This window comes from Melioribacteraceae bacterium (genome assembly GCA_030584085.1).
Classification (GTDB): domain Bacteria; phylum Bacteroidota; class Ignavibacteria; order Ignavibacteriales; family Melioribacteraceae; genus SURF-28.
Window position 1 is genome coordinate 2,553,204 of the sequence record CP129490.1, and the last position, 17,818, is coordinate 2,571,021.

17 protein-coding genes are annotated in these 17,818 nt (G+C 32.7%); 4 read left to right on the forward strand and 13 right to left on the reverse strand.

Annotated elements, in window-relative coordinates; translation table 11 throughout:
* The first annotated feature begins 22 nt into the window (after positions 1-22).
* From QY331_11700 to QY331_11715, 4 genes are read left to right on the forward strand one after another with little or no spacing between them, the layout of a single operon-like run.
* Positions 23-1,081 carry an ATP-grasp domain-containing protein gene (locus tag QY331_11700; protein WKZ68613.1) on the forward strand — a complete coding sequence of 353 codons (1,059 nt, stop codon included), beginning with the start codon at positions 23-25 and terminating at the stop codon, positions 1,079-1,081.
* Positions 1,081-2,106: an ATP-grasp domain-containing protein gene (locus QY331_11705; GenBank protein ID WKZ68614.1), complete on the forward strand. Its 1,026-nt coding sequence runs from the start codon at positions 1,081-1,083 to the stop codon at positions 2,104-2,106. Before QY331_11700 ends, QY331_11705 begins: the two co-directional genes overlap by 1 nt.
* The gene (locus QY331_11710; GenBank protein WKZ68615.1) at positions 2,107-2,586 is read left to right on the forward strand and encodes a GNAT family N-acetyltransferase; all 480 of its coding nucleotides are present in this window, start codon (positions 2,107-2,109) and stop codon (positions 2,584-2,586) included.
* Positions 2,587-2,597: 11 nt separating this feature from the next.
* Positions 2,598-3,776, forward strand: a complete 1,179-nt coding sequence (locus tag QY331_11715) for a KamA family radical SAM protein (protein ID WKZ68616.1) — start codon at positions 2,598-2,600, stop codon at positions 3,774-3,776.
* 49 nt (positions 3,777-3,825) lie between these two features.
* On the opposite strand, the gene QY331_11720 is transcribed toward QY331_11715, so the two are convergent.
* The 13 genes from QY331_11720 to xerD form a co-directional block, all read right to left on the reverse strand.
* On the reverse strand, positions 3,826-4,323 hold the full coding sequence (locus QY331_11720; protein WKZ68617.1) for a hypothetical protein: 498 nt from the start codon (positions 4,321-4,323) through the stop codon (positions 3,826-3,828).
* 13 nt (positions 4,324-4,336) lie between these two features.
* A complete protein-coding gene (locus QY331_11725) occupies positions 4,337-5,221 on the reverse strand; it encodes an NAD(+)/NADH kinase (GenBank protein ID WKZ68618.1) in 885 nt (294 codons plus the stop codon).
* Positions 5,222-5,223: 2 nt separating this feature from the next.
* Complete coding sequence (locus QY331_11730) at positions 5,224-5,991, reverse strand: glycosyltransferase family 2 protein (GenBank protein ID WKZ68619.1); 768 nt, start codon at positions 5,989-5,991, stop codon at positions 5,224-5,226.
* Between the two features lies 1 nt (position 5,992).
* Positions 5,993-7,378 (reverse strand): exopolysaccharide biosynthesis polyprenyl glycosylphosphotransferase, encoded by a 1,386-nt coding sequence (locus QY331_11735; GenBank protein WKZ68620.1) that lies wholly within the window; start codon positions 7,376-7,378, stop codon positions 5,993-5,995.
* Between the two features lies 1 nt (position 7,379).
* On the reverse strand, positions 7,380-8,504 hold the full coding sequence (locus tag QY331_11740) for a glycosyltransferase family 4 protein (GenBank protein ID WKZ68621.1): 1,125 nt from the start codon (positions 8,502-8,504) through the stop codon (positions 7,380-7,382).
* Entirely contained in the window at positions 8,501-9,574 is a 1,074-nt protein-coding gene (locus tag QY331_11745) for a glycosyltransferase (GenBank protein WKZ68622.1), read from the reverse strand. Before QY331_11745 ends, QY331_11740 begins: the two co-directional genes overlap by 4 nt.
* Before the next feature lie 21 nt (positions 9,575-9,595).
* On the reverse strand, positions 9,596-10,987 hold the full coding sequence (locus QY331_11750; protein WKZ68623.1) for a lipopolysaccharide biosynthesis protein: 1,392 nt from the start codon (positions 10,985-10,987) through the stop codon (positions 9,596-9,598).
* An 8-nt stretch (positions 10,988-10,995) separates the two neighbouring features.
* Positions 10,996-12,195 carry a hypothetical protein gene (locus QY331_11755; GenBank protein ID WKZ68624.1) on the reverse strand — a complete coding sequence of 400 codons (1,200 nt, stop codon included), beginning with the start codon at positions 12,193-12,195 and terminating at the stop codon, positions 10,996-10,998.
* Positions 12,196-12,289: 94 nt separating this feature from the next.
* Positions 12,290-12,637 (reverse strand): H-type lectin domain-containing protein, encoded by a 348-nt coding sequence (locus QY331_11760; GenBank protein ID WKZ68625.1) that lies wholly within the window; start codon positions 12,635-12,637, stop codon positions 12,290-12,292.
* An 81-nt stretch (positions 12,638-12,718) separates the two neighbouring features.
* A complete protein-coding gene (locus QY331_11765) occupies positions 12,719-13,876 on the reverse strand; it encodes an O-antigen ligase family protein (GenBank protein ID WKZ68626.1) in 1,158 nt (385 codons plus the stop codon).
* A gap of 14 nt (positions 13,877-13,890) precedes the next feature.
* The gene (locus QY331_11770) at positions 13,891-15,744 is read right to left on the reverse strand and encodes an ABC transporter transmembrane domain-containing protein (GenBank protein ID WKZ68627.1); all 1,854 of its coding nucleotides are present in this window, start codon (positions 15,742-15,744) and stop codon (positions 13,891-13,893) included.
* Complete coding sequence (locus tag QY331_11775) at positions 15,744-16,931, reverse strand: hypothetical protein (protein WKZ68628.1); 1,188 nt, start codon at positions 16,929-16,931, stop codon at positions 15,744-15,746. Before QY331_11775 ends, QY331_11770 begins: the two co-directional genes overlap by 1 nt.
* Entirely contained in the window at positions 16,928-17,818 is an 891-nt protein-coding gene (gene xerD, locus QY331_11780; GenBank protein WKZ68629.1) for a site-specific tyrosine recombinase XerD, read from the reverse strand. The genes QY331_11775 and xerD overlap by 4 nt, the downstream gene beginning before the upstream one ends.

Here is a 17,818-nt window from a genome sequence, read left to right on the forward strand (position 1 = left end):
AAAGGAATTTTTATTCCTTACAATGATAAAAAAGTTTAACGTCGCACTTACATATAATGTCAAACCTGACTCTACTTCAAAAGTTTTACAAGACTCATCCCAAAGTTATCTTCAATCCGACGAAACCCTTGATAGATATGCCGAATGGGATACTTACGAAACGATTTATGCCATAAGAGATGCACTTACGGCACATCATAATGTCACTTTGATTGAAGCAAATGAAGATGCTTATGAAAAGTTTCGCAAACTTAAACCGGAAATTGTTTTTAATGTAGCTGAAGGTGCGAATGGAATAAGCAGAGAAGCACAGATTCCTGCAATACTTGATATGCTCCAAATTCCTTACACCGGTTCCGATCCATTGACTTTGAGTTTATGTTTAGATAAATCCAGAACTAAGGAAGTTCTAACCTATCACGGAATTAGAAATTCAAAGTTTATTGTCTCACATGGTGAAAATGGTTTTGCCGGTAAGGAATTAAAATTTCCATTAATGATTAAACCAATTGGCGAAGGTTCAAGTAAAGGAATTTTTAATTCATCATTCGTTAACGATCATGCAACACTTGAAAAAACTCTCGCAGAAAATGTTAACAAGTATAACCAACCATTTATTGTTGAAGAATATTTACCTGGTAGAGAATTTACAGTTGCGGTTTTAGGAAATGGAAGCGAAGCTCGAACTTTGCCAATTGTTGAAATGAATTTCAACGAATTGCCGAAGGATATGGTACCAATTTATTCTTATGAAGCAAAATGGATTTTGGATACACGCGAAAATCCTTTAGACATTTTTTCATGTCCGGCTGATATCAACAAAGAATTGGAACGTAAGATTTCGGAATTAGTGTTAAAAACGTACTCAGTTTTAAATTGTAAAGATTGGAGCCGCATTGATGTTCGATTGGATGCGGAAGGTGAGCCAAATATAATAGAAGTAAATCCGTTACCGGGTGTTCTTCCAGATCCTCAAGATAATTCATGTTATCCAAAAGCCGCTAGAACTGCTGGATTGGATTATCAACAAATGATAAATGAAGTTTTATTGGCTGCTGCAAAAAGATATGGGTTAATCTGATGAGAGATGACAAAATATTGGTCTGCTATAACGAGCCCAAATCGATTTATGAAAATTATGCGGGAAAAGATTCGATTGTAGCGACTGATTTGTCAGAAAAGGGATTCGTAGAGCAAATTGAAAGCATTATTGGAATTCTTTCCGAGGAATATAATGTTGTAAAAGGATATCCCGTCAACAGTAATATTAAATCTCTTTATAATGAATGCAAATCCTATCAACCCAATGCTATTTTGAATCTTATCGAGTCAGTTGAGGGTAACTCTCACTTTGAAAGTTATTGCGCAGGACTTTTTGACATTCTCGGCATCTCTTATACAGGCAATAATGGTTTGACGCTAGGTAATTGTCTTTTTAAACAAAGAACAAAACGGATTCTGATAGGTTCAGGAATTCCGACACCTAATTATCAAGTGGCATTGTATAAATCAAACGAGGAATTTGATTCAAAGGGTTTACAATTTCCGATGATTGTAAAATTATTAAGTGAAGATGCAAGCATTGGGATCTCGGAAAATTCTGTTGTAAACAATAGTGACGAACTTTCAGCAAGAATGAATTATTTATTCAAAAACTTTAAGCAAGACCTGCTAGTTGAGGAATACATAGACGGAAGAGAATTAAACGTATCAATTTTGGGAAATGAAGTCCTTCCGATTTCGGAAATAAGTTTTAAAGGACTGTCAAAAGGTTTACCTAAAATTATAACTTACGAAGCAAAATGGTCACCGGAAAGTGAATACTATAAACATACACTTCCAATTTGTCCGGCTAAGTTACCGAAGAGGGTTACAAAGGAAATTAATAGAATTGCTTTGGAATCTTATAAAGCGATGGGATGCCGTGATTATGCAAGAGTTGATGTTAGATTAACCAAAGATAACAGACCGTTTGTTATAGAGGTTAATCCGAATCCTGATATTTCTCCAGATTCAGGATTTGCACGTTCTTCCGCAGCAGCCGGAATTAGTTATGAAGATCTTATAAAAAAATTAATTGAACTCTCGTTGTTGAGAAGTAGATAAATGATTCGTCGATTAGAAAAAAAAGATCGTAATGATTTGATAGAGGTGTTAGACACAATTAACATATTCAGTACTGAAGAAAAGAAGACAGCTATAGAATTAATTGATGAAACTCTTGAGAATGATCTAAAAGATGATTATAGTTACAACATTTTTATTTATGAGTTTGACAAAAAAGTTGTTGGATACCATTGCATTGGTAAAAGATACATGACAACAGGCACTTATGATTTATACTGGATAGTTGTTGATTCAAGAATGCACGGGAAAGGAATTGGGAAAGAATTACTTCAACATGCAGAAAATTTTATTAGAGAACAAAAAGGGTACTTGGTAATAGCTGAAACATCTTCACAACCAAGTTACGAATTAACAAGAAAATTTTATCACAGTAACGATTACGAAGTTCTAGCTGATATAAAAGATTTTTATAAGGTTAATGATAACCTAATAATTTTTGGTAAATATCTAACAACATAAAGGGAAAATCAATGGAACTATGGCAACAAATGATACGCGACAGCGTGCATTCCGTTGATCAACTTGTCGAGAAATTCAACATAGATAAAAAAGTGGCTGAAGATCTCGATGAATTCTTTCAAGCTAGAATTAATCCATATTATCTTAGTCTAATCCGTTATCCCGGAGATCCAATCTGGCTCCAGAGCGTTCCTGACGGAGTTGAATTAGATGATTTGGATGGCTTTGAAGATCCTCTTAATGAGGATGCAATGAGTCCAGTACCCAACATAACACATAGATATCCGGATCGTTGTCTTTTCCTTGTTACAAGTCAATGCGGAATGTATTGCAGATTTTGTACTCGTAAAAGAAAAGTTGGTGATTCTGGTAAAATCTCAATGAAGGAATTGGAATCGGCTTTTAATTATATAGAAGAACATACCGAAATTAGAGATATAATTCTCTCCGGTGGCGATCCATTAATGTTAACTGATACAATGCTCGAAAAAATATTAAAACGTCTTCGGTCAATTCCTCATGTTGAAATAATTCGTATCGGTACAAAAATGCCATGCGTTCTTCCCCATCGCATTACACCCGAATTATGCGACATGTTAAAGAAATATCATCCGATATATATAAATACACATTTCAATCATCCTTGGGAAATTACTGAAGAAAGCACACGGGCTTGCACAATGCTGGCAAATGCCGGATGCCCGGTTCAAAACCAAGCTGTACTTATGAAAGGTGTTAACGATAACGCGGAAGTTTTAATGGAGCTTTTTCAGAAGCTTCTAAAAATTCGCGTTAAACCTTATTACCTATTCATGGCTGATGAAACTAAGGGCGCCAGTCATTTTAGAACTTCAATTCAAACTGGCTTAGATATAATGAATAAATTGCGAGGTTATACAAGTGGTTTGGCTATTCCTCATTTTGTAATTGATGCCCCCGGCGGCGGCGGTAAAATACCATTAATTCCAAATTATGTCCTGCATCAAGATGAAGATAGAATTGTACTTCGTAATTATAAAAATGAAGTTTACGTTTATCGTGAAATAAAAGAGAGAAAATCCAAAGAAAGTGCCACGAAAATAAATATTGATGTTGGCAAAAATAACGGGAACGGGAAAGTAAAGGCACCTAAGAAATTCAAGAAAATTGAAGAGATTAATCCTGTTGAATTAACAGCATCAAATAATTAGTAAGTTTACAAAAGTTAGTTAAAAAACCTCTGCAATTTGCGGAGGTTTTTTATTTTAAAATACTTGCTAAATCTATCTCCAAACTTTCCATAGGCGTTTCAATAATTCGTCCGAGTTCAGAGCCATTTTCATAAAAAATAAATGTAGGAACAAGTTTAATATCCAGTCCATCAACTTCATCTGATAAGCCAACTTTAGCGCGGTCAACACAAATTAAATCAATTCTGGATTCATCATATTCAAGAAAATCAATTATTTTGTAAAAATGGGGTACTTCTCTTTTACTGTCATCACACCATGTACCCATTATAATTTTGATATCAATATTATGTATTTCATCTTTAACTGAAACCAATGTTTCTTCGTCAACTATATAATACTTGTATTCTTCCGAGTACCATTCGACAAAACTAGAATCTAGAAAAGCCGTTCTTGAATGTCGCCCGAGAAGCATTTTTTCATCTGTTTGTTCATCAATTACTATGATACCTTCTTGCGAAAAAACATTGAGAAGAATCATGAAATAAAAAACAATAAACTTAATCATAGTTTCACCGAGATTATGAAATATTTGTTCTAAGGTCTAAGCCCCAAAATAATTTATTGCGAAGTATTTCAAAATAATTCGAACTGTTAGAATGAATCAACTTAACGGGTTGTGAACTTTTATTTATTTCTAAAGTTACAGGAGATTGATAATAATATACACGCTGACCATCACAATTCACTTGAACAGATTCATAAGGAGATCGAACACTAATCTCTATTTTTTGATTACTAGAAAGTACAAGTGGACGCATAGTTAAAGTATGCGGAGAAATTGGACTAATAGTTATTGCATCAGCTTTCGGGTTGACGATTGGACCACCTGTAGAAAGTGAATATCCCGTTGAACCCGTTGGTGTTGCGATAATAATTCCATCGGCAGAAAAAGTGGAGACATAATGGTCATCAACTTTAACAGTTAACTCTATCATCTTTTGCCACCGGCCTTTGTCAATTACAAGATCATTTATTGCGTATAACTCATTTTGAGGTTCATTTTTATTAAATGCGCTTAAAGCCATTCGTTCATCTATTACAAATTTATTTTCTTTCAATTCGTTAACTAACTGTGGAACATCTTTCATCTCGTATTCGGCAAGGAATCCGAGTTTACCGAGATTTAATCCCAGCATGGGTGCCTTTGTACCTCTTAATTCATAAGCATTATGCAACATTGTTCCATCACCTCCGAATGAAACAATTATGTCGGCAGATTCTCCAAGTTTTTTAATTGACATAAACTTAGTATCAGTATTCCTAAATACAAGTTGATCTTTTAGCTCCAATAAGTTATCGCTAAAAAGATATTCTATTCCGAATTGCTCCAATAGTAATAGAAAGTCATTTAAGATATCAATAGTATTCATTTTGGTAGTGTTAGGAATTAGTCCAATTTTCATATTTAACTCTTCTTATTTAGCTCCCATAACTTACAATATTTAGTAAAAACATACGCCGAAGAAAAGATTGCTAAGATAAAACCTCTCAGTCCATCAAGAAAACCAAGACGTACAAAATACATTTTAAAAAATTGGAAGAAAGGTCTCACAACAATGTCGGAAATGTCTGCAATTCTACCTTTCTTTAATAAATCTTCAGCGGCTAAAGAGGTATATCTATTAAACTTTTCGAAGTAATGTTGAATTGAAGGATCTGTATAATGATTAATATCATTTTCTAGTAGTCCAATTTCTCCGTCAACGATTAATCCCTCATGCACTTTACTTTCGTCAAAACTGCTATGAATTTTATTAAAGAATCTTGTTACATAACCCGGGTACCAACCGCTATGTTTTATCCACTTATCCAGAAAGAATGCTCTTCGAGCTACTTTATAGGCATTAAAATCAACATCTGTTCCCTTCAACATTCTTAGTTCGTTGGAAAGTTCTTTGGTAATTTCTTCATCGGCATCAATCCAAAATACCCAGTTATAACTTGTCAAGGCTAAAGCTTCTTTTTTAGTTTCAGCAAATCCCTTCCAATTTGTTTTTTTTGCTATAACTTTTTCGAAAGATGAAACAATTTGGAAAGTTTTATCGGTGGAACTTTCATCAACTAACACTATAATCTCATCAATGGAATTCATTTGACTTTCTATACATCTACCGATATTTTTTTCTTCGTTTTTTGCAATAATAATGGATGATATTTTTTCAATTTTACTCACATTAAGTCCCCAAGTTTCTACCGGAAATAATTTGCCAAACCGTTTCAATAATTATCTTAATATCCAACTTAACCGACCAATTTTCAATATACCAATTATCAAAATCAATTCTTTTCTTTGTTCGGTTTTTATTCTCTTCAAAATCAAAAACATCACCTCTTAATCCGTGTACTTGTGCCCAACCTGTAATTCCGGGCTTAACCCGGTGTCTGAGTTTTATCTCATCAACCATATCGGAATACAAATTATTATAATTAACTGCATGCGGTCTCGGTCCAACTACGGACATATCTCCCTTTAACACATTTAAAAATTGTGGGAGTTCATCTAAACTGTACTTACGTAATATCTTACCAATCGGAGTTATTCTATCTGAGTCATCAACTAAAGCATTCTTTCCGAATGAATCCATACCTCGCATAGTTCGGAATTTATAACATAGAAAAGTTCGTTCTCCTCTACCGATTCTCTCTTGGTTAAACAATACTTTACCCTTTGATGTGAACTTGATAACCAATCCAATTATCAAATAGACCCACCACAATATTAGGATTAGAGCTAATATTGAAAAAATAATATCAAATATTCGTTTGAGAAAACGCCATTGAAATTGCTCCAATTTATTGCTTCGAAAAGTTAACACAGGAAAGTTGCCGAGGAAATTCATTTCTATATTAGAATTAAAAAACTGCTTTATCTGCGGTAATATGGTTAGTTTTACAACGTTTTTATCACAAATTTTTACGACGTTTTCAAATATTTGCTGGTCATCTAATGAGCCCGAATAAATTACATCAGTGATTTTATTATCTGTTATTATTTTTTCGAGATCACTTAATCTACCCAAAACGTTTCTATCCGCTAAAGATTCATCAATGAATCCAATAAATTTATATCCAAATTCCGATCTTAATTCAATTTCTTCAACAAACTGAAGACTAAAACCATTAACACCAACAACAATTAGGTTTCGTAAATTTTTCCCCTTTCGTCGTTCACTATCAACAAATTTCCAAACTAAGTATTCCTTTGAATATATCAGAATAATTAAAAGCGTACTGAAATAAAAAACAAAATTTCTGGTGAACAAATTTTCTTTAACAAAGAATAAATAAAGTATCGCGAATACTATTTCGATGATAATGTTTTTGCCAAGATTAAAGAATTGATCTGAAAACGACCGGTAAGTAGCATCATAATAGGTTGAAGTAATTGCAGATGTTGTATACCAAATAATATTCTGAAGGATTAAAAGTATGAAAATAAGCTGATTGGTTAGTAATGCTTCAATGGGTTGTGCAAAAAAAGCTGCAAGTAAAAACGAGATATTCAGAAATAAAAAGTCAAGAATCTTTCTAAGATTTAGTAATGATTTTTGATCCAACATCCTAATTACCCGCTGTTAAAAATTCTTGGTATTTTACCTCGACATATTCTTTAATTCTACTCTCAAAAACCTGTCTAGAAAATTGTTTTGCATGGTCGCTAATTGTCTGGGGATTAAAATCTTGAATTGATTTTTCAAACTCATTAACTGCATTAATCAATGAATCAGATGTTTGCTTATTGAATAATATTCCGGTTTTTCCGGGAACAACCGTTTCTTTAGCACCGCCTTCACCATATGCTATAACCGGTGTACCAGCAGCCTGAGCTTCTACAATTGTAATTCCAAAATCTTCTTCGGCTGCATAAATAAAAGCTTTTGCTTTTTGCATTAACTTCGTTAAATCAGAATCATTTTGATAACCTTTGAATTCAATATTTGAGGTAGCTATTTTCTTTAATTTATGTTCATCCGGTCCGCTTCCAATAACAATTAGTTTATGGCTGGTAAGTTTTGTAAATGCATCAACAACGATATCAACTTTTTTGTATGGAACAAATCTCGCAACGATCAGGTAATAATCTTCCTTAACTTTCGTCAGTTCAAATTTATCAATATCTACAGGCGGATAAATTACATCAGCATCTCGACCATAAATTTTCTTAATCCGCTTTGCTATATAATTTGAATTAGCAATAAAATAATCGACTCTATTGGAAGAAATAAAATCCCACATTCTTATTTTATGAAGAAAATATTTGGCGAAGAATGCTTTAATACCTTTCTGCAAACCACTCTCAAGGATATATTGGTGATACAAATCCCAAGCATATCTCATTGGTGTATGACAATAACAAATATGTAATTGTTTACTGTTGGTCAAAACACCTTTTGCAACTGAATGAGAACTTGAAATAATTACATCGTAGTCAGAAACATCAAGTTGTTCAATTGCTAATGGAAACAAAGGCAGAAAAGATCTATAAGAAGTTCTTGCTCTCGGCAGCTTTTGAATAAAGCTTGTTTTTGCATGTTTTCCTTTTAATATCTTTTCTCTATCCGATTCATCTAAGAAGTCAATTAAAGAAAAAACATCACTTTGCGGATAAATATTATTAAATGACTCAACACATTTTTCCGAGCCCATATAATCCACAAACCATTCATGCACAATTGCTGTTTTCAATTATCGTATACCTGTTCTATTTTACTAATCATTTTCTCCAAACTATAATTATTAGTTACAAAATCTCTAGCATTGGTGGAAAGTTTACTCCAAAGTTCTTGATCGGCTGATAGTTTTAGTAAATAATCAACTGCTTGTGAAGGATCAGAAATATCATAAAGATATCCGTTGAAATTATTTTTAACTAAATCATTATTGCCGGTTGTATCCGAACAAATTACCGGTAGACCAACGGCAAAAGCCTCCAATAAACTAATAGGTAATCCCTCCCATCTTGAAGTAGAAATATAACAAAAGCCTTCGACTAATTTTTCTCTTGCGTTCGGATCAGCACCTTTTAAAATAATTGAATTTTCTAATTCTAGATCAATAATTTGTTGCTTAAACACTTCAAAATCTTCACCGTTTCCATAAATAAGAAATTGAAATTGATGTAGAACTTCCCTCTTTTTTAGCTCATTACAAATCGAAATCAATTGAGATGTATTTTTCTGATAATCAAAACGCGTTAAATGCATAAGCTTTTTGGGTGTTTGATTAAAGTTTTCCTGTGAAATGAATTGATCAGGAATTTTGATCCCATTTTCTATAACTAAAATTTTTGATTCACTGCATATATTGGATTCAAGAATATGTTTCTTTTCTCCTTCGGAAACCGCAATTATTTTGTGTGAAAATATTGAAAGTATTCTTTCTATAAAAAAGTATAATTGTTTCTGCAGAAGATTGTACTTGCCGATATGAAAACCGTGTAAAGTATGAATCGATCTTTTACCTGTAATGAGAGCCAGCAATCTGCCATATATTCCGGCACCTTTGCCATGCGAATGTATTATCGAGATATTATTTTTTTTAATAAACTCTCTTAAACTAAGGAAAGCAGAAACTCTAAATTTACGATGAGGAATGATAATTATATTATCGTTTCCGACCAGTGAACGAAATAGTTCCAAATATGGTTTATCGTTTGGAGCTGCAATAAAATAGTTAAACTTTTGAGTCGATCCTTTTACTAAGTTGTAAAGATGTTCAGGTCCCCCGCCAATGTCTGCGCGTACGCTTATTTGCAATATATTTACTTTGTTTTGCAACTAATTTGACGTTCTAGTAAACAATTTTTGAATGAAGTTTTTATTAATCACTATAAATAAAACCCCCGCAAACAATAAGTTTAAGATTTGCCAATGGATTCCATCAATAAAATATAAAGTTAGACTAAGTGTTAGTAATATAACAGCAATAAGTACTTTGAGTAAAAAAGATTTACCAAGATTAAACGAATCACGGAAAATATACATCCGTATAATCCATAATAATAAAAATGCAGCCATTGTTGAGCCCGCTGCAGCCCAGATTCCGTAACTAGGAATCAATAGAAAATTAGCGCCTACATTCAATAATGCGGCAATTAGTGAAGTGTAAAGAGCGCCATTTGTTCTTTTTAACCTTTGATAAAAGATTCCATAAAATGCGGCTAAAGAAGAATACATCGCACCAATCATTAGTGCGGGAACAAACAAATAAGCAGATATAAAATTTTCATCAATTAAAAACTCAATCGCCAATTTGGAAATGGGCATCAATATAAGTATCCCCGTAAATTGAATTTTTACATACTGAATAAATATTTTTTTGAATTCTTCGATTCTAGAAGAATCACTTGAATTGATAAGAGCATACTCCTGCCAAACAAGATAAAATATATGATTGAGAAAGGTCAACAAAGCAGCAAATTTATTGGCAACGCTATAAATACCTACATCACCTGTACCATTAAAGTAGCCTAGTATCAATCTATCTGACAAATTCATTGTCCACCAAAGAACTGCGTCAAAAAGTAACGGAATTGAGTAAACTAAAAGTTGATTGAGTAAGATTTTTTCAAAAGCTACTATTCGGATATAACGATGAATTTTTGTTGAAAATATGAGGTAAATAGATGATGAAAAGCTGCCAAAAAAATAAGCTGCCAATAATCCATCTGTTTTGAAGTCATATTGAATTAGGACTAACGCGCTTACGATTGCTATAACCAAAGTGTTTATAATACCTGAAAATGCGAAAACCTTCTGAAGCTGCAGTCCACGTGAAATTCTTTGTAGGTAAAAATTAATGAAGTAAAAATTAAAATATAATAGCAGCCAGGTTGAATGAGGAATATTTATAAAATTTACAATGGCGAGAAAGAATAAATTAAGCAGAACTAAATTAATCAAAAGAAAATAAAAAGAAGTTGTGATAACCTTGCTATGTTTATTTGTTTCATTACTATCAAGTAGAAATCTTAAGATACCCTCAAATAATTGAACACCGACAATCGGAACGAAGAACATTACAATAGTGTTTAGGACATCAAAGAGACCGTATTCTTCTTGCGTAAGGTAATAAGTAAAAAGAGGAAGTAACAAAAGTGTAATTAACTTAGAACTGACATTCCCAAGAAAATATAAAAGAATTCCTTTTTTGAAATATTCTTTGGTCACATAAAACTCTACTTTAGTTCAGCTCTATTGAGAATTTGCTCAGCTGAAGGTGTATCAATTTTATTATCATTCCAAAAATCAGCATCGATTAAATAACTTTGCATGTAGGCTGCTAATCTTTTTTCATCAAATTTATCATAAAAAGCTTTTCCAAAACAAGTCACCGGTTTATTTAATATTTTTGCTTGTAATCCAACCGTAGAGTTAATCGTAGCAACTTCCTTGGATTTATGTACGAGTTCGATAGTATTATTATTTACAAAACAAAAACCTAAACTATTTTTAAGATTATTAACTTTTTTAATAAACCCAAATTCAACTTCTCCCGGATGAGGTTTAACTACCAATTTCAATCCTTTTTCTTCGGCAATCTTATTTGCATGTTTTAGTGCTTCCAGATTACCAATCTTACTATTTAGTATTAACTGTGCATCTTTATTTACTTGCATCGGGAAGAAGAGATAATCTGTTTTATCGAGATCAATTTGGTCATATTCCAATTTGATAACTTTTCGTAAGTACTTCCCAACCAACTTTTCTTTTGTTATAAGAGCTTCATTTTGAATTAATTTATGAAATTTGAATCCGAATGAATCTATTAAATTTTTTTTGTATTCAACTCCGGCTGCGGCACCACTTTGAGGAACTAAGTGATTACTCAAACTTTTTGCAATATATTCAGTTCTCCACTGATTGAACATTTCCGGATCAATATTCATAGTGTCAAGCACTTCCGGTTTTTCCGCCAGCAATGATCTCGCATTTGTACCTTTCGAATCAACAAAAACTTTATTTGGGAAATTTCCAAGCTCAAAAAATAGAGCTTTTATATTATTCCGGAATGCAAACTCGGCGGAAGTCAATTCAATTAATCTAACTCCACCCCATAAAAAGTTATACTCATAATTATTTATTCGATTCAAAACCTCTAATTTGCTCCATACTGACGAAGTAATGAGATTTGCTTGTGTAGTTGTAATTGAGCCGGCAGACACTTCAAATGAATTGACTATATCTACATCCGGAACACTTTTTCTTTCTTTTGACAAAAAATATATTTTCTGATCAAGTTTTTGTGCTTCCAGAAAAATTGAATACTTATTCGTCAAAAAGTGAGTCTCAAAACCAAATTGAATCAATGTTTGGGAAAGTCTATAAAAAAAATGGAAGTGATTATTAAAAGTAGTAACGACAAGAATTTTTTTCATTTAAAGAGCTGGTAAGTTTTATATGATAAATATAAGATTTATTGCTGAGAAAGGTAAGAAAATGATCGGAGGGTTTTCACCCTCCGAATCAAAATTAATTGTGGGCAACCCAGCTGCCGCCAAGAACCAAGACTCGTGTATCACCCCATGTTTTTATTCTGAGAACAAAACCATCACGTGAAACTGCTGATGCTTGAACATCTACTCTTGCGTTTGTGTTTTTATCAAATTCCATCTTATTTAAACCAACAACAACGTCCGGAATTGTTTCAAATGGTTTATTGAATCTTACTTCTAAAGTAAAAATTCTGTCTCCGCTATTTTTATCAAGCGAATACCCTTTTGTGTTACTATTTACATCAAAAACACCACTTTCAATTTGTTGAGCGAATAAACCAACCGAAAGTATCAAAAATAGTGCAGCAAATAATACTTTTTTCATGTATAACCTCCTTTAATGATGGTAGATAATTTCTCTAAAATCTATGAAAAATAATTTAATAAATTTGTTACAAATTTGCCTTTAACTTTGATAACCATCAATATAATGGAAATAAGAGAATAAAGAAATAAAATATGCGAATAGAATTGATAAAATTGGCGAATACAAAAAAACACCCGTTAATCCTGATAGCAATATTGCGATTGTACCGAAAATCAGAGCGAATTTATCGTTATCAATTTTAACCAATTTACTAGGCTTTAAGATGACCCATTTCGATTTGTGAAAAAACAGAAAAATTAAGATTAAGAGCAAAACTAAAGCAAAAATACCGCTTTCAAGGTATGTTTGGATATAATCATTATGCCAGGTGCCAACTTTTTTATCAGCAAGTTTATCCTTGAATGGGAAAATCTCATGAAAAGTTCTAGGACCAAATCCTAGAATTGGGTGCTCCGAAGCTAGTTCAAAAAATCCTTTATATAAAACATCCCGATCCGATAATGTAGTTGGATTAGAAATTCTTCCGGCAGATTCACCCGGATTGAATTGGAGGGCAACTATTGTTAATGTAAAAGCAATTACTGCAGCAGGAACAATTTTCTTTAGTGCTATTTTTCTTAAAAAGATTATTACAATTCCAAGTGTGACTGCAATTGCAAGATCAGCTCTTCCCATCGCAAGAATTATCCCGGAAAAAATTAATCCGGATTCAAAAATCCAAACTAGAGTTCCTCGCTTAAACTTGTAATTTGTATGAAAAGAAAGAATAAACATTAGAATTACAGTGAGATAAGTCGAGAAAGTTGCATAACCTGACCCAAAAGATTGTGCACGATGACTTGTACCAAGTGAAAAAAGAATAATCCCAATCAATGCTACAACTGCACCGGCATGAATCATTATTTCCAATTGTTTAGTAATTTGCTGACGTTCGAAAGTTTTTATATAGAAAAACAATGCTAATATTGTCGTATAGAAGAGCAATTCCTTTTGGATTGCTACGAGGCTAACGCTAAAGTATTCAGAGAAAAGAATTGAAACCAATCTGATTAAACCGAACCCAAGAATAACATAAAGAAACAAGTCCGCGGATTTTAGTTTATCTTTTTCAAACAACCATATTATGAATAATAAAGCGGCAAATAATTGCAACAGTGCTAATGAAATCAAAAATGAAGCCAATAACGCCGCTACTAAATAATAACTGATCTTTGAGTTAATTCGGGATTTGAGCATTTCCATAATAGATATTACCTGAATTGCATTTCATATAATCGTTTATAAATTCCGGTGGAGTTTTTTATTAGCTGATCATGTTTACCATCTTGTACTATTTGTCCGTTATCTAAAACTAATATACGATTAGCATTTCTAATTGTACTTAATCTATGAGCAATTACAAAAGTTGTTCGATGATGCATCAATCTATCGATTGCTTCTTGGACAAGTATTTCTGATTCGTTATCTAATGCCGAAGTTGCTTCATCAAAAATCATGATAGGAGGATTTTTTAATAATGCTCGAGCAATCGAAATTCTCTGTCTTTGTCCACCCGAAAGTTTTGTCCCCCGTTCACCAATTATCGTATCGTAACCTTTGGGAAGATTAATAATAAAATCATGTGCATTAGCAGCTTTGGCTGCTTCGATTATATTAGTTGAGTCAAAATTCTCAAGACCATAAGCAATATTATTAGAAACCGATTCATTAAATAAAACTGTTTCCTGAGTTACGATGCCCATCATTTTTCTTAAATCTTCTAATTTAATTTTCCTTATGTCAATTCCATCAATTAAAATAGCGCCATCAACCGGGTCATAAAATCTCGGAATTAAATCTACAAGAGTTGTTTTACCCGAACCACTGCTGCCGACAAGTGCGATTATTTCACCATTGTTCACCTTGAAACTTATGTTTTTAACAACTTCTACCGAAGAATCTTCATACTTATAAGAAACATTCTTGAATTCGATTACTTCATTAAATTCAGTCTTTCTGATTGCATCCGCAGCACTTTTTATATTTGGTTCTGTATCTAAAATTTCAAAAACTCTCTCCGCAGCAGCACTGGATTCTTGAATTCGATTATTAACACTGCTTAATTCTTTTATAGGCGGCATTAATTGGAATATTGCAAATAGAAATGTGAGAAATTCACTTGCTCGCATTGTTCCATCTATCAACACAAGCTGACCACCGTAAAAAATCACTATGACACCAACAATAACACTCAAAAATTCTGTTATTGGTGAAGCTGCGTTTCTAACTCTTACCATTCTAAGACTTAGCTTGAAGAACTTGAATGTTTCTTTCTTGAATTTATTATTTTCATATTCTTCCATTCCAAATGCCTTGACGATCTTTACACCGGAAATTGTTTCTTGTAATAAATTCGTTATATCGGCCATTTTACTTTGCAAAATTCCACTTTGCTTGTGGAGCTTTAATCCAATCCAACCAATTATTGCTAAAGAAACCGGCAAAACAATAAACGAGAATAAAGTAAGATGAAGACTAATTGACATTGCTATACCGAGAAATACCAAAATGGTCAGTGGTTCTCTAACTAAATTTAGAAAAACCGCAGATACACTGGACTGAACAACATTTACATCGTTGGTTATTTTGGATATTAAATTTCCGGTTTTTTCATTCTTAAAAAAGCTCATCGGTAATTTGTGTAGATGAACATAAGCTTGGTTGCGCATATCCTTGATTACACCTTGTTCAACGAATGCAAGGAAATATGCTTGAAGATATCCAAATAAATTTTTACCAAGAAATGCAAAGAGAATTAATGCACATATTTTGAATAATGATTCAACTTCTGTTCCGCTAAAAATAAATTCTTGAAATGATTTCGTTAAACTATTCATGAATTGGGAGAACCATCCCGGTAAAATTTCAGCCGCTGCCGGATCGGTAGTCGTTTCCGGAATAGATGTCGAAACACCGGATTCTTGGAAAAGTGTGTCTAGTAATGGAATAGCTAAATAAACCGAAGCACCATTAAGAATGGCATAGAAAAACGTTGCTGTAACTGATAACAGTAGATGTTTCCAATAAGGTTTTACATATGATAATATTCTAAAGTAGGTCTTCATTAAAAAATCTTATTCCGCTCTGGTATGCTGTTTATACCGCAACCACCATTTACTTTAATCGATGAAAAAATATCGTCTTTTCTATATCTGAATAAAATAATCTTTGCCTCATTGTCAAAATCTTCATCATATATCAATAAATTCCCGATTATTAGTAAATTCATTTCCCCGACAGCTTTAATTTCAGAGGCAATATTCATTTTTTGTAGATTAATTGAATAAAGAGTTGTTGAATCTGATTCTGCATCACAAGTTACAAATAAATAATCTCCAACCGCATTCCATATATTCTCTTTAATATCACCGGATAAATTAGTTATAAAATTGTTTGTGCCGTTTAACTCATCAATTATATTTAGTTGAATCAGAGAATCCGATTTAATAACCGATAATTTATACCGGAGATTTGGAGAAACGGGATTTATGTTTGATAATTTTGGGATCGGAATTCCTTCAATCAATTCAAATATTCTCTCAGTTGAATTTATCTGCTTACCATCCTTCGAATAATCAAATTGATATTGAATGATATTCGATGTCAACATTGAATCAAGAACCGAGATATAATTTATGAATGTTGAGTCAGTATCCCATCTTCCATCAATACTCATGACATTTCCGGCTTGATGAACAAGTTTAGCATTTTCATCTAATCGATTAAAATAATAAAGTCTGGCATCCATTTTAAGAGGAAAGTTACCTCTAATTCCTTCATGAAGTACAGTAGTAAAGAAATAATGATTCCTTTCATGATCTCTATAAAGTTGCAAAATTTCCCTTCCCCACTTACTCCAAACTAATTTAGGAGATACATCTAATAAATCTGTTCTATACAAGGCCGGTCTATCTAAATGCCAACCTACAAAATAAAATGGAGTATAATCATTTGGAATTATTGAATCGCCAATTATAACATCGAAGTTTGGAATAATTTTATCAACATAAAGTTGAAATCCTCTATCGGATGCTTGCCTAAAATTAGTGAATAGTCCAAATATCACTCTATCATCTTCTGCAACTAATATTGTATCTGGTATAATTGATTCCAAACTATCGGCTGACCAGTTTTTATGATCGGAATAATTAACAATGATAGAACAAGAATCGGATGATAACGGTTTCTCCACATTTGTGTTACAAGCAGAGATTATAATTATTAATCCGATATTTATAAATAATTTAATCATCCTCGCGGGTGAAAATCTCTATGAATCTGTTTAATATATTCGCGATCTATATGTGTATAAATTTGAGTTGTTGAAATATCCGAATGTCCTAACATTTCTTGAACGGAGCGCAAGTCCGCACCACCTTCTAATAAATGAGTTGCAAATGAATGTCTAAAAGTGTGCGGATGTACTTCCTTGTTGATTCCGGCTTCTTTTGTATATTTCTCTACAATTTTCCAAACACCCATTCTCGAAAATTTTGTTCCCCTTGTGTTCAGATAAATATAATTCTTACTTTTCATTTTCTTTTCTAATAACGGTCTAGAGTTTATTAAGTATTTCTTCATCCATTCAATTGCACTTGACCCAATCGGTACAACTCTCTGCTTAGAGCCTTTTCCGGTCACGCGAATTACTTCATCATCTATAAATAAATCTGCAATTTTTAATTCAATTAATTCGGAAACTCTTAGTCCGGATGAATATAAAAGCTCAAGGATTGATTTATCTCGCAATCCAAACTTATCGTTTACCTTCGGTTTGTCTAATATTATTTCTATCTCAGCAAATGATAAAACAGCGGGAAGTTTTCGCGTCATCTTAGTAGAACTAACTCTTCCAGTTGGATCTTTTTCAATATAATTATTCTCTTCTAAATACGAGAAAAAACCACGAATCGAGGATAGATATCTTGAGGCTGAAGATCCGGTTAGCCCTTCGGATTTTATATACTGCAAAAATTTGGTGATGGATTTATGATCTACATCATTCAAGTCGCTAATATTTTCTTTTTCTAAAATTGAAATGAATTTTATGAGATCTGACTTATAAGATTTTACAGAATTTTCCGCGAGATTTTTTTCTAACGAAAGAATTGTTAAATATTCATCTATAAATTGACGCAT